This window comes from Nocardia sp. BMG111209 (genome assembly GCF_000381925.1).
Classification (GTDB): domain Bacteria; phylum Actinomycetota; class Actinomycetes; order Mycobacteriales; family Mycobacteriaceae; genus Nocardia.
In genome coordinates this window covers 782073-795297 of sequence record NZ_KB907307.1, presented here as the reverse complement: position 1 = coordinate 795297, position 13225 = coordinate 782073, and the positions used below count along the sequence as shown (strand labels likewise).

The following is a 13225-nucleotide window of genomic DNA, read 5'->3' as shown; positions in this document are numbered from 1 at the left end:
ATCGTATGCTAGTCGGGTAAGTACTCACTCAGCAGGGACCGCTTCCAACGGGCTCGGACCAGGTGCCGATGCCGGTGGCGCGCATCCCGGACTCCCGGAAGAGCACATGAGCGAACTACCCGCCGCCGACCGCTTCGGTGAAGGCCGCGACGACAGTCCGTACTGGAACGAGAGCGTCTGGTTCTCCTTCTCGATCCCGCAGCGCCGGCTGCACGGGATGATCCAGTACTACTTCCGACCGAATATGGGCATGCTCAACGGCGGTCCGGTGATGTGGGATCCCTCGGGGACGTCGCAGTGGGATTGCTTGTACTACAACTGGAGTCATCTGCAGGCGATGCCCGCGGGGGCGCAGAAGTTCGCGATGACGGCGCGCAACTCGCTGACCGTCGAGGTGCTGGAACCGCTGACGCGCTACCGGATCGGTTACGACAAGGACGATTTCCGGCTGGAGCTGCAGTGGGAGGCCGTCGGTCCGATGCACGAACTGCACACCGGCGATCCGGGTCAGCAGGCGACCGCGAAATTCCATATGGAGCAGCCGGGCCGGATGACCGGCACCGCGCATCGACACGGTGAGCGGTTCGAGATCGACTGCTTCTCGATGCGCGACACCTCCTACGGTGCACGCGATTACGAGTCGCTGGCCTGCGGCGGCTACTTCTGGGGCATCGCCGACGGCGCCGCCTTCCACGCACTGTGCATGGGCGAGGGTCGCACGGCGAAATCCGTCGGCGGATTCCTCTGGCGCGACGGCGAACTCGGCAGCCTGGTCGACGGCGGCCGGGAGATCCTGGAGTACGGCCGATTCGGGCCCTCGCGGGTGGTGTTCGACGGCACCGACCATCTCGGCCGCACCGTGCACGCCACCGGTGTCATCGATCCCGGCCTGGTCTTCACCGGCTACACCGATCACACGGTGGTCTGGTCACTGTCGGAGTGGGATGTCGACGGTGTCACGTATTGGGGTGACAATCAGGAGTTCTCCCCCGCCGAGCGATTCCGCCGCCTCGCTCGCGGCGAAATCACCAGGGAGGCATGATGTCCGGGCAGATCGTGATCGTCAACGGCACCTCCGGATCCGGAAAGTCCACCGCCTGCCGCCTGTTCCAGCAACGCGCCCAGGACTATTGGCTGTCCTACGGCATCGACGATTTCCTCGCCAACACCCTCCCGGCCCGCTACGGCCACCATGGACCGCTGGCGACCGAGGGCATCCAGGCGGTCCCGGTCGACCCGGCCGCGCCGGACGGCCCGCTGCGCTGGACCTTCGGCCCGTACGGCGTGCGCGCCTTCGAGATCCTGCACGAATGGATCGCCACGGCCGCACGCGCCGGCGCGAACATCATCGTCGACCACCTCCTGATGACCGACACCCCGGTCTTCGCCGACTGCGTCCGACGACTCGACGGCCTCCCGGTATTGCTGGTCACCCTGAAACCGCCGTTCGAGGTGCTGGAACGGCGGGTCGCCGAACGGCAGATGGACAAGAAACTTCCCGTCGAGATCCTCGGCGCGGACGCCGCCCGCCGGATCGTCGACCGCCTCACCCGCCTGCGCCCCTGGTTCTACGAATCGGTGTACGCCAACGACCTCGCCGATCTCACCGTCGACACCGCGGAGCACGGCCCGGACGAGGTCTGCGACCTGATCACCGCCCGGCTCGCCGAAGGCCCCGGCACCGCGTTCGCCCGGCTCCGGACGGCAGTTTCCGTGATGTGAGCCCGACAACCGGACCGGCGATATGCCTGCGACCGATACGTTGACGCGCCCTACCATGCCGCTCCCGCACCCTGTCGTCGTGTCTCTTCTCACGTTCCACGGCGCCCCGGCACCGGCCCCGGTCGACGGGCTGCTCGCCATACCCATCCACATTCGCGCTGTCCGCGCCGAGGTCACCCTCGACGCGGCGACCGGAACCGGCATCGCCGACGCGGCCATGCACTACGAACTCGGCCCGCACACCGGCAACCCATTCTTCGACCTCCGGCAACGGATCGACCATTGCACCCTGGATGCCGGCCCGATCGCCACCCACCACATCCGCCCCCACGATTTCGGCGCCGGCCCGGGCAGTTCGTTGCGTGTCCTGGACATCGCCCAGGGAGCGGGCACCCGGCACACGCTCCGGTTCCATTACCGGCTGCGGCTGCCCGACGCGTCCTCGGCCGGCGGCCGCCCACCGGCACTGGTCCGGCTCCCCGGCCCCGCCGTCCGCTGGCAGTTCGGGATGTCCGACCTGAATCCCGGCCGTTACCTCGAAGCGTGGCTGCCCGCGAATCTGGTGTTCGACAGGTTTCCGTGCGTGCTGGATGTCCGGGTCACGGGCACCGCACTGCCGCACGCGGTGATCAGCAACGGTGACATCGTCGACCATGCAGCCGAGCATTGGACCGTGACGTGGCCGGCGCACTTCGCGGCGCTCTCACCACTGCTGGAGATCCATCCCCGAGCTGCGCTGATCACCGCGCGGGTGACCGCGAAACTGCCGGTATCAGGTGCGGTCTCGATCGAGGTCGCGAAGCCCGCCGACTCTCCGATCGACCTGGACGACCAGCTCATCCGCATTTCGGGCCTACTGGCGCGCTACGAGTGCGGCTACGGCCGCTATCCCCACCGCCGATTCGTCTGCGTATTCCATGACGGTATCGGCGGCATGGAATACGACGGCGGCTGCACGACATCGGTGTCCGCACTCGCCCATGAGACGCTGCATTCGTGGTTCGCCCGAGGTGTACGGCCGGCGAGTCAGGCCGACGGCTGGTGGGACGAGGGGTTCGCCCGATTCCATGACGACGGATTGCGCACCGAGCCGTTCGACTTCCGGCGGCCACCGGTGAAACTGTGTTCGCGCAACCCTTTTCAGCGGAACACGCCACCGAATTCCTATGTGGACGGCAGTCGCGTATTCCGCGGCGCCGCCGAACTGCTGGGCCGGGCCGGATTGCGCAGCGCCATGCGGACCCTGTTCGAGTCGCGCCGCGGAACGCCGGTGTCGACGGCCGAACTGGAGGCGCATCTGGTCGCCGAGTCCGGCGTCGTGGAGCTGGTGGACGCTTTCCACCGGTTCGTCTACGGCCTGGCGGACCCGGTCCCGAGTCCGCGGCTGTCGATATCGCAGGTAGGAGTCCGGCAGGGTGCCGACGGGCAGCCGGAACTGACCGCGCGAATACACAACTCCGGCGGTCGATGCCGGCACCTGCTGGTCGTCTTCACAATCGGGCGGGACAGGACGGCGACGTATCCGGCCGACTTTCTGCCGGGCACGGTGGCTGCGGCCGCGTTCGAACTCGGTTCGGGTCGATCCACCCTTGTGGCCGCACGTTGGCCGGCCCATCGGCGGATGCCGTCGGGACCGGTGCTGTTGCTCGCCTCCGTACATGCCCGGCGCAGCCACCCGGACGCGGGCAGCCGATCCGGCGAGGTGATCGCCCGGCCGGTCATTGTCGCCGGCGCGGCGGCGCGGGCCACGGCGCGCCAGTGAATGGCGGCTCGATGCCGACTTTCTCGATCAGTTCCGGTGACGGGCGCAGACTCAGCTCGGTCCACAGCAAGGTCGCATAACTCGTCAACTGCCGCCGTGCCTCACAGACATTGCCCTCGCCCAGATGCGCCTCGATCAGCGCCGACTGCGCCGACTCCCGCAGCGGCTCCTCGGCAACCAGTATCAGCATCATATCGATGGCCTCGGCGGTGCGGCCCTGCTCGTTCAATCGGCGCGCAACAGTCTCCATGGCGTGTAAGCGCAACTGCCGCAACTGTTCCCGGGCCAGCAGCAGCCACACTTCGTCCCAGCCGGGCAGCAGTTCCGCGGCGCACGCAAGCTCTCTGGCTTCGGCGAGCATGGCGGGCGCATCGGTCGGACGGTCCGCCAGAATCTGCTGTGCCCGGTCCCGGAACCCGTGCACGTCGACGACGACCCGGTCGGCCAGACCGACTCGATCCGTGCGGCCGTCGACCAAATCCGGAGTGGCCTGCCGGATCCGCCACAGGGCGGTCCGCAAACCGGCGCGGCACCGATCCTCCGGAGAGTCCGGCCACAGCCGCTCGGCCAGCACCCCTCGATCACAATCCGGCTCGACGACGCTGTCCAACGACAGATAAGCGAGCACGCGTTTCGCGTGCATCGGCACCGCGACATCCTGCCCGCCGACACGTAGTGAGAAACCGCCCAGCAACGACAGCATCGGGCGAGACACGGCACCGCCCGGCGGCGATGTGATGACAGTCGGTACCATCGCAAACCCCCTTCGGACAAATCCCAGCCGGACCAGCCGTGATCGATCGCTACGAGCCTGCTGAGTATCGATCGTAGCCCGTCGATCCGAGCGTCGACACCTCGTCTCCGACCACACATCGTTGATGGCAACGAGCATGACGTGCGCCGATCCTGGTCCGATGACCGATAACGACAGCCTGGTGGTCGTCGTGCGGGCCTGGCGAGAGCACGATCGCCTGCTCGTGCGGGTGCTCACCGGCTCGAAAGGCGCCTGCGGACGGGTGTTCGCCGACATCGACTCGGCGTCCGCGCACATCCGCGCGTTGCTCACGGAACTCCTCGGACCCGCCGAGACGAATCGTTGACGCCACGTGACATCGGTGGCGGCCACGATCACCTCAAAGTCTGCTATTCGCGGAGGTGGGCACCGTGTCGATCCACACCTACACCGAAACCGAGACGAATGCCGAGTCGCGCGACGATACGGCGAGCTACGTGTCACCGTTCTCCGGCCTGGTACAGCTCGCGGAGGCGCGCGACGAGGAGGCCGATGCGAAGTCGACGGCCGCAACCGGTTACGCGACCGGTGAATCACCGTTCGACGCGTTCTACGCCGCCGAATCACCATTCCAGGCCGAGGAGTTCGACGAATCCGCGGCCGCCGAGACCGCACTGGCCGAATTCCTGGAGTCGTTACACGACGAGGAGTTCACCGAAACACTCGACCAACTGCTCAACGAAGGCGCGGCGAAGGTGCTCGCCGACGAACAGCAATGGCAATCGCCACCCACGCCGACCGAGACCCAGGAATCCCTGCAGGAGTGGACGGCACCCCTGGCCACCGAATGGGAAAAGGCCATGGACGGCTACGCGGCCGGACTCGAGAACGCCGATCCGATCGGCATGAGCGAGGAACAGTTCGAGCAGCTACTCGAATCGTTGGAAACCCGGGCCGCGTTCGCCACCGAGGGCTTCGAGAACTTCTTCGGCACATTGATCCGCAAGGCGCGCAACACTGTTCGCAGTGCGGTCCGGTTCGCCAAGAACCCGGTGAAGGGCGTGCTCGATATCGCCGAGCAGGGCTGGAACGTCGTCGAGGGCGGTGTGACGGCCATCGGGAAGCATTTGATCGGCCCACTGCTCAAAAAATTGAAGAGGGCCGGGCTGGCCCTGTTGAAAGGCGTCGTGAAAAAGCTGGTGCGACCGTTGACCAAGCTCCTGCCGGTATCGGTGCGTCCGCTGATCCCGATCCTCGTGCAGCGACTGGGCGCCGGCGAGGCCGCCGAGACGTCGTGGGAATTCATCGAGGATGAAACATCATGGGAATTCCCGGTGGGTGAGACCGGCCCTGCGGCAAATGAATTCGAGGGCGAGCCCGTGCCCGGCGCCGCCGAGGAACTGACCGAGGCATTCGACACCCGACTGGCCGCGTTACTGGTCGCGCCCGAGTCCGAGGCGGATTCCCGCGACGAGATCGCAGCTCGTGACGAGTCCCCGGCCGGTGACGAATCGGCAGCTTTCGAATTCGCATACGAATCCGACGGCGGCGAATCCGAGGACGACCCGATCGGCGAACTCGACGACGCCCGGGCCCGGTTGGCCTACCAGTTGGCCGACTACACCGGCACCGAGGCGCCGATCGCGCAGATCCGACAATTCGTGCCCGCGGTCCTGGCGATCCGGCCGCTGCTGAAGCTGGGCCTCACACTAACCGGCGCTCGCAGCAAACTCATCGACCTCATCGCTGATCCGCTGGCGAATCTGATCAAGAACATGGTCGGCGCCGACGCAATGGCAACCATCACCCAGGCCGTCGGTCAGGAACCGTCGCGCATGATCGCCAGGGCCGCAGTCGGTCTCGGGTTCAACGCGCTGGGACTGGAAGCGCCGCAGGATCATCGGCAGATCGTAGCCGGCGAGGCCCTGGCCTCCGCGGTCGAGGCCACGGTGCTGCGGGTCGCGGACGAACTGACCGAGTCGGCCGTGGCGGACCCGCTGCAGGTCAGTGCCGCCGTGCAACGCGCCTTCGCCGAAGCCGCGGCCGCCTACCTGCCGGATCGGCTGTTACGCACCGACCTGCCCGAACGCGAAACCTCCGATGAGGGTGGGTTCTGGGTCATGATGCCGCGCGCGGTCCGTCCCCGGTATCGGTTCCGCCGGTACACCCGGGTGTTCCCGGTCACCATTCCGCGGCAGATCGCCCGGGCGATGACCTGGTCCGACGGCGGCACCCTGGAAAGTTATCTACTCGATCGAGGCGTCGAAAAGTGGCCGGTACACACCGAAGTCGACCTGTACGAGACCATGCCGGGCACGCTGGCCGGGCATCTGACCCGTGACGAGACACTGCCCGCGCAGGAGAATCCGAACGCCGAGGACTTTCAGCCGCTGACCGCCCAGGCCGCCACGCTGCTGTTGCGCCAGCCCGCACTGGGCCGGAACCGGGGCCGCCCGGTCACCCGGCCGCAGGTCTTCCGGCCACAGCCCGGACAGCGGTACTTCCGGATTCGTACCGCCGGACTCCCGGCTCGCCGCACTCGCCGGCCCCGGCGGGTGATCACGATCCGCTGGGACCCGGTGGGCTCGCGGCTACGGGTGGTGATTCGGCTCTCCGAGCGCCGTGCCCGGGAACTCGAACGGTTGTTGCGCCGCACCTCGCCCTCGGGGCAGCGCAATCTGCCGGCGGCGCTGATCGCGTTGTGGGACATCGTCCTTCCGCGATTGCGGCTGCGACTCGCGCGGCGACTGCTCACCGCACGAGTAGTGGGCACCCCTGCCGCCGCGGCCCGGCTGGCAGGAGCGCTGACGGCCGCCACCGGCACGGGCATCGGCACGTTCCTCACCCAGCGTGGTGCGCAGCTCACCGCAGCGGCGGGCGACCGGGCCGAAGGAGTCACCATCATCGTGACGTTCACCGGGTTGGCACGCGATGCCACGCGGACGCCCACTCCGGTCGTGACGGTCATCCCGGGCTGGCGTCATGACTGACGCGTTCGCCACCGAGATCACCGCTCTGGGCACGGAGGTGCGGCACTGGCGGCGCGCGGCCGTCGCGCTCGGCGATCTGGAGGTGGCGGCCGCACCGGCGGCCTGGCTCGAGCTGGAGTCCTATCTCGGACGCGGCGTGCGCGCGGTGCTGACCGGTCAGGTGGAAAGGCTTACCGCACAAGCAGATCGGACGCTGGCCGCGTTGCGCGCCGCGAACCGGCCGGCCGAACTCGGCCCGGTACGCGCCGACATCCTGGTCCTGCGGCGGCGCTACCTGCTGGCCGAATCGGTCGTGGACTTCTACGGCCACGCGGTGAACACCCGAACCAACCCGCGCATCGCCGCGGTGTTGCGCGGGCTCGACACCCTCGCGGTGGCGAGCATGGATCAGGTGTTGCGGCCCTTGGGAATCGACACGCCACCGGTGCTGACCTATCTGCACAAGGGGCCGGGCGCATCGATCCTGCGGGCCGGCGCCCGGCTCTGGGACGCGTCGATATCCCCGGCCGCCGCCATCAAGATCACCCGTCACAACCTCTGGCAGCCCACCTCGCTGGTGCACGAAACCGGTCACCAGGTAGCGCATCTGACGAAGTGGGTACCGGAACTCGCCGCGGCACTCGAAGCCGCGCTCACCCGCCGGAGTCCGCTCGCCGCGGAGGTGTGGCGCAGCTGGGCCGGCGAGGTCGCCGCCGACGTGTACGCGTTCTGCCTGCTGGGATTCGCCCCGGTACCCGCGCTGGCGACCGTGGTGGACGGTCCGCCGCCGATGGTCTTCCGGATGCTACCCGGCGATCCACATCCGGTGGCGGCGTTGCGGATCCAGCTGAACGTGGCACTGTGCCGGTCCTGGTTCGGCCCCGGGCCGTGGGACGCGCTGGGCGCCCGCTGGATGCGCCGCACCCCACCCGACGTGGCGCCGCCCGAGGTCGCGGCACTGATCAGGGCCAGCATGCCGCTACTGCCGATCATCACCGACGTGTGCACGCGGTTGCCGATGGCCGCCTTCGCGGACAAACCACTGTCCGCGCTGGCCGACCCGCGGCGCGTCGCACCCGCCGAACTGGCCCGGCTGGCCGAGCGGGCCGGTGCCGCGCTGTACACGTCGAGCTACCTGCAGCGCACCGAGCCGATGCGCATCCTGGCCCTGACCGTGCTGCGCGGGCTCGAATCCACCACCGCCTCGAGCGACATGGAGCCGTGGCTGCACCGGATCGGCGGAATCGAAGCGGAAGCCGCCGCATGACCATCAACGGGACAGGAAGGCAACGACGATGACCCACGAGTGCGGTTCCGGGGAAACCGGCGAAGAGCTGATCCGGGCGATGACCGACGCGTTCCGTTCGATGGGATACGGCGGCACCCGGACGGATCTGCTACGCGAACAGAAAGACTTGATCGTGCAGTTCCGGGTGGCACGCAACGGACTGGGCAATTACGGGCGTCACAACGAGCCTGCCGATCGGGCGTTGCAGCCGTCCCCGGAAGTCATCGGGTATCCCGACGAATACTTCCTGCGATTCGCGGGCACCCTGCCCGACCGCACCGCCTGGCTGATCCTGCACTATCACGATCCGGATGATCCGGACCATCCGGATCCGGTGTACCGGTATCCGGTCGACGATCTCGAAGACCGCATCCTGCCGATCGAGCATCGTGATGTGCGGCTCGTCGAATTCGCCGACCCACAGGGCGACATACTGGCGATCGCGGTGCCGATCGACCACGTCATGGATTTCAGGCCGCCGAATGCACCGGTGAAATCCGCGCGGCTGTCCGCGGAAGGAGAGTAAGGCCATGTTCCGCACCCTCGTCGAACTGATCACCACACCGCCGGGCGCTCAGAAGGTGGACAAGGCCAATGCCGTGCTGGCCGTGCACCCCTTGCAACTGAGCCGCTGGCTGGAGGAGATCTGGGCGCGCGGCGGCATCACCGGCGACGCCTGGAAACCCGTGCTGCTCTCTTCCGATGTCGCGCTCGGCGACCCGGCCGCGGTCACCAAGACCAGGCTCCCACAGGCTTTACTGGATACGCTGCCGTCCGGGGTACAACCGATGCCGGGAACGCCCCCGCCGCCGCAGCCCTTCACGATTCCGGGTCTGGGCACAGGAGACAGTTTGCCGCCGCCGGTCTGGGAACATCTCATGTACGCGTATTTGATCGAGGCGACCGGAATCTTCGAGATCCTCGGTGAAGTGGTGCGGCGCTTGGTGGTCGGGGAAACCCTGCCCGCACCGAGCATCGATACGATGGTCCTGACGAACCACACCGAGGAACTGTTCTACCGGGACCCGCCGCTGTTCGGTGTCGGCGGCCTGCTGACCAGTCAGCTGCGGCCGGATGCCCGAATCAACCGGCGCAATGTGTACTGGCGCATGTTCGGCATGGATCTGCCACATCCGCCCGGGCCGGGTGTCATCGGTCAACCCTGGAAACGCGATACCGGGTCGAACACGAACCAGCGCTTCCTGGAATTGTGGAACGAATTGCTGCGCCAGGTTTGGCTCGGCATCGAGAACGACAAGAACTCGTCCGGTCCGAACGCCACCGACGCAGGCTATGTGGGCTACCTGTGCCAGACCCTCGGCGAAATGCTGCAACTGCGTAGGCGCGGCGGGATGCTGTCGCGCGAGGAGTTCGCCTACGTGACGATGATGAGCTGGTTCCATCTGATCGTCGAATACGACACCACCCTCGTGACGGACCTGCACGCCGACGCGGGCGCGCAGGGCAACCCGGCCGATCGGCTGGCGGCCATCGGCACCCGGGTCGGGATCGCGCCCTCCCGGCAGGCCCGGGAACTGTTCGAACTGGCCGATCTGATCTCGCCGCTGCTGTGGTTCATCGAACTCGGGAAGTTCAACACCCCGACCCACGCCGAACTCCTGTACCGCAGAAACCTGCTACCCAACCCGGTCATCGCGACATCGATGAATCGGATCGTGGATCTGTGGCAGTCGGGCACCGGTGAGCGGGTCAAGGACCTCGCGGTCACCGTGCGACGGCAGCAGACACCGCAGCTCACCGCCCAACCGGCCCGTCTGCCCGGCAATCTCGTGCCGAGCGCGCCGTCCGGCAACGGGCACAAGGCACCGGCCCGCGCCTGGCCCTGAACCGAACCGGCACAACGGAGGAGTCAACGATGAGCGGCGCTGCCGAATCACCTGTCTTCGTACCGAATCCGGCCGAGACGACGGTGACACCGTGGCCGACGCGCGAGGACATCTACGCCGGCTACCAGGAGAATTCTCTTGCGCCGGACGGTCACCGGGACGAGTACACCGGTGGCGAAGACGAGTCCCGGTACGAGGACTCGGGTAACGAGAGCCCTGGATACGAGTACGCCGACCATGAGGATCCCGGCTACGAGACCTCCGGAGACGAAAGCCCCGGGTACGAGAGCTTCGGATACGAGGATTTCTCGTACGAGGAGGACTTCGCGTACGCGGAGGACTCCATCGGTACGGAGACCGCTCTGCTCGGGGAAGACGCTGTGTACGAGGGTAATTCGGCCTACGAGAACGATATCGCACCGCAGCACAACGGCTTCGAGTCCGCTCCCGGCGCCGATCTGACCGGTGAGATGTACGAGACGTACGACCTGGGAGTGGAGGCGCCCGAACCGGCCCACGAGAATCCGGTAGGCGAGGCCGCTGCGCTCGGCGAGGAGGCCGGGGAGTCGGCCGAGGACGAGGCGACATACGAAGCGGATCATGAGGATTCGTACGACGAGTTCGGCGGGGCCGAGGAAGGCGAGATCGCACCGGCCGCGGCCTTCCCATCCGGACTGGTACTGCGAACGGTCGGCGGCCCGACGGGGGAACGGCAGGAGCATTGGGACCCCAACCACACCGGGCTGCCGCTCTACGACACCGGTCCCGCGGTCCGTGGTCAGCGCCTGTCACCCGATTTCACGGTCCGCGAACTGGTCAGCAGCGGCGGCGTCGCCGCCGACCGCGCCCGCATCTCGCCGGCTCTGGTGCGCTGCCTGCAGGCGATGCACGACCGGGCGGGCCGGCCGGTGAAGATCACCTCGGGGTACCGGTCCTGGGCCCGCAATGTGGACGTCTACCGTCGATCCGGCGGGAAGGTCACATTGAGCAGGCATTGCAGTGGGCAAGCGGCCGACATCACCGTCGCCGGGTTGAGCGGCCTGCAGATCGCCCGGCTGGCGGTCGATTCCTGCGGTGTCGACATCGGTATCGGTATCGGTAACACGTTCGCGCACATCGATGTTCGCGGCACCCGGGCCCGTTGGACGTATCTGAAGGACCCGCGCGCGGCCCGCGCCGCGCTCGACGAACTCGCGGCTCATGAGCGCCGGCGGCGACCCGTCTGCCCCGGGGGAGCGTCCGCCATGTCGTTCGCACCGGCCCTGGCGGCCGCGGGCGGCGTCGCACCGGGGCGGCGGGTGATCCAGCGACTTCCGTTGCTGCGCGATCACCGGGGAACGCCACCCGATCTGGTGATCAAGTGGAACGCCATGATCGCGCCGACTGCCGTCGACGTGGTCGTGCATCTGCACGGCTACTCCGATGATCGGCAAGCGATGCGGATCACCACCGACAAGGAGCCGAACAGTGGGCTGGACTTCTCGGACCCGGATTGCCGAGCCACCGGTGGCCGCCTGACACCCACGCTGCTGGTGCTGCCGCGCGGACATTACAGCCCCAGACCCGGCGGTGATCCCAGGCGGTACACGTTCCCGGCCCTCACCGCACCGGGCGGGTTACAGCAGCTGATCGACGCCGCGCTGGCCGAGTTCACCGCGGCCACCGGCGCACCCGTACGGCGGAATCGGTTGATACTCACCGCACATTCCGGCGGCGGCGCCGCGCTGCTGGAGATCCTCACGCACACCGATCCCGACGAAATCCAGGTGTTCGACGCCCTGTACGACAAGCCCAAGGTCCTGATCGACTGGGCCCGGCGCCATCTGCGCGCGGGGAACGGTGCGCTGCGGGTGATCTTTCGACCGGGCGAGGGAACCGCGATCAACAGCGGAACGGTGGCCGCCGAGATCCGCCGGGCCGGTTCACCGAACTTCCGAGTCGAACGCACAACAGTTGGCCACCTACAGATTCCACGCCGGTTCGGCTGGCGATTGCTGGCCGACTCGGCGGCGAATCTGCCCGGACTCGTCCGGCCGCGGCCGGCTCACGAAGCCGAGACCGTGGAACTGCGTGCCGACGAGGAGTGTTGTGGAGCCGATCGGCAAACCGACGACGAAGCGCCGGGCCGGCGCACCCTCGGCACGTGCCGGCCGGTGCAGGACGATCTGAAACCGGCCGTGCCCTGGTCCGAGATGCAACGACGTTTCCGGGCGCGGTGCTCGCTGGTCAGCGGCAGTCTGGACCCTCGCGCACTCGTGGACTGCGCCTGCGCATTCCAGGGCCCTCGCGACGTCGCGACCTTCGCGATGGCACGCGTCGTCGCCGCCGGTCCACTGGCGGCACGACTGTTCGCACACTTCCTGAACGGCACCGGCAAGGAACTACCGATCGACGTCGCCGATATGATCCACCGCTCGGCCGGCGTCCGCGCCAAGATCCGCCGATCCATCGCGCACGGCGACAACCGCGGCCATACCCGGATCGAGCAGAGCGAATACGGCAACGACGAACTGCAATTCGCCTACGGTGCCATCGATTGCGTGCAGTGGCGCGTACTTCCGCCGATCCGGTCCGACTGGCGGCGGCACGCCGACACGAAGATCGAGATCTCGATGCTCGACTACTACGAATTCCATCCCCACCGCGCCGGTGTCAGCCAATGTGCGCACGCCGCCTGTGTCGAACTTGTCGCCCGTGGCCAGGCCAAGAACTTCTGGACCAGCGGCACCGCGGTGGTCACCCTCGGTGAGCTGGGCCCCACCCGCGCGCCGAAACCGTCCCGCACCAAGCTGGTCGACATCTCCAGGGATATCTGAGCGTCCGCGGGAGCGGGGCTGTCGGTGACACCGGCCGCGGGGCTGCCGGGCATGCGGGCGCCGAATCGCACTCCGCCGCTCGAGTCCC

The 13225-nt window shown here is 67.6% G+C and carries 10 protein-coding genes; 9 read left to right on the top strand and 1 reads right to left on the bottom strand.

Annotated elements, in window-relative coordinates:
- The first annotated feature begins 106 nt into the window (after positions 1–106).
- The 3 genes from G361_RS0103540 (at position 107) to G361_RS0103530 (ending at position 3484) form a co-directional block, all read left to right on the top strand.
- Entirely contained in the window at positions 107–1042 is a 936-nt protein-coding gene (locus tag G361_RS0103540) for a hypothetical protein (RefSeq protein ID WP_019925669.1), read from the top strand.
- Complete coding sequence (locus G361_RS0103535) at positions 1039–1722, top strand: phosphotransferase-like protein (protein ID WP_155981285.1); 684 nt, start codon at positions 1039–1041, stop codon at positions 1720–1722. Before G361_RS0103540 ends, G361_RS0103535 begins: the two co-directional genes overlap by 4 nt.
- Positions 1723–1801: 79 nt before the next feature.
- Positions 1802–3484: a hypothetical protein gene (locus G361_RS0103530; RefSeq protein ID WP_155981284.1), complete on the top strand. Its 1683-nt coding sequence runs from the start codon at positions 1802–1804 to the stop codon at positions 3482–3484.
- Here the strand turns inward: G361_RS0103530 and G361_RS0103525 are convergent.
- Positions 3441–4376 (bottom strand): BTAD domain-containing putative transcriptional regulator, encoded by a 936-nt coding sequence (locus tag G361_RS0103525; protein WP_231386769.1) that lies wholly within the window; start codon positions 4374–4376, stop codon positions 3441–3443. The two genes, G361_RS0103530 and G361_RS0103525, sit on opposite strands and share 44 nt — an antisense overlap.
- A gap of 22 nt (positions 4377–4398) precedes the next feature.
- Between G361_RS0103525 and G361_RS0103520 the strand changes: the two genes are divergently transcribed.
- From G361_RS0103520 to G361_RS48030, 6 genes are all read left to right on the top strand, one after another.
- Positions 4399–4584, top strand: a complete 186-nt coding sequence (locus tag G361_RS0103520; RefSeq protein ID WP_019925665.1) for a hypothetical protein — start codon at positions 4399–4401, stop codon at positions 4582–4584.
- Positions 4585–4648: 64 nt separating this feature from the next.
- Positions 4649–7207 (top strand): hypothetical protein, encoded by a 2559-nt coding sequence (locus G361_RS0103515; protein ID WP_155981283.1) that lies wholly within the window; start codon positions 4649–4651, stop codon positions 7205–7207.
- Positions 7200–8453 carry a hypothetical protein gene (locus tag G361_RS0103510; protein WP_019925663.1) on the top strand — a complete coding sequence of 418 codons (1254 nt, stop codon included), beginning with the start codon at positions 7200–7202 and terminating at the stop codon, positions 8451–8453. The genes G361_RS0103515 and G361_RS0103510 overlap by 8 nt, the downstream gene beginning before the upstream one ends.
- A 28-nt stretch (positions 8454–8481) precedes the next feature.
- Positions 8482–9000 carry a hypothetical protein gene (locus G361_RS0103505; protein WP_019925662.1) on the top strand — a complete coding sequence of 173 codons (519 nt, stop codon included), beginning with the start codon at positions 8482–8484 and terminating at the stop codon, positions 8998–9000.
- A gap of 4 nt (positions 9001–9004) precedes the next feature.
- Complete coding sequence (locus G361_RS0103500) at positions 9005–10321, top strand: hypothetical protein (protein WP_019925661.1); 1317 nt, start codon at positions 9005–9007, stop codon at positions 10319–10321.
- A 29-nt stretch (positions 10322–10350) separates the two neighbouring features.
- Positions 10351–13137 (top strand): D-Ala-D-Ala carboxypeptidase family metallohydrolase, encoded by a 2787-nt coding sequence (locus tag G361_RS48030; protein WP_019925660.1) that lies wholly within the window; start codon positions 10351–10353, stop codon positions 13135–13137.
- Positions 13138–13225: the final 88 nt, after the last annotated feature.

Bases quoted from the DNA above. Each gene is read 5' to 3' on its own strand.
- G361_RS0103500 (WP_019925661.1), top strand. From the start codon at position 9,005: ATGTTCCGCACCCTCGTCGAACTGATCACCACACCGCCGGGCGCTCAG.
- G361_RS0103535 (WP_155981285.1), top strand. From the start codon at position 1,039: ATGATGTCCGGGCAGATCGTGATCGTCAACGGCACCTCCGGATCCGGA.
- G361_RS48030 (WP_019925660.1), top strand. From the start codon at position 10,351: ATGAGCGGCGCTGCCGAATCACCTGTCTTCGTACCGAATCCGGCCGAG.
- G361_RS0103525 (WP_231386769.1), bottom strand. From the start codon at position 4,376: ATGCTCGTTGCCATCAACGATGTGTGGTCGGAGACGAGGTGTCGACGC.
- G361_RS0103510 (WP_019925663.1), top strand. From the start codon at position 7,200: ATGACTGACGCGTTCGCCACCGAGATCACCGCTCTGGGCACGGAGGTG.
- G361_RS0103540 (WP_019925669.1), top strand. From the start codon at position 107: ATGAGCGAACTACCCGCCGCCGACCGCTTCGGTGAAGGCCGCGACGAC.
- G361_RS0103520 (WP_019925665.1), top strand. From the start codon at position 4,399: ATGACCGATAACGACAGCCTGGTGGTCGTCGTGCGGGCCTGGCGAGAG.
- G361_RS0103505 (WP_019925662.1), top strand. From the start codon at position 8,482: ATGACCCACGAGTGCGGTTCCGGGGAAACCGGCGAAGAGCTGATCCGG.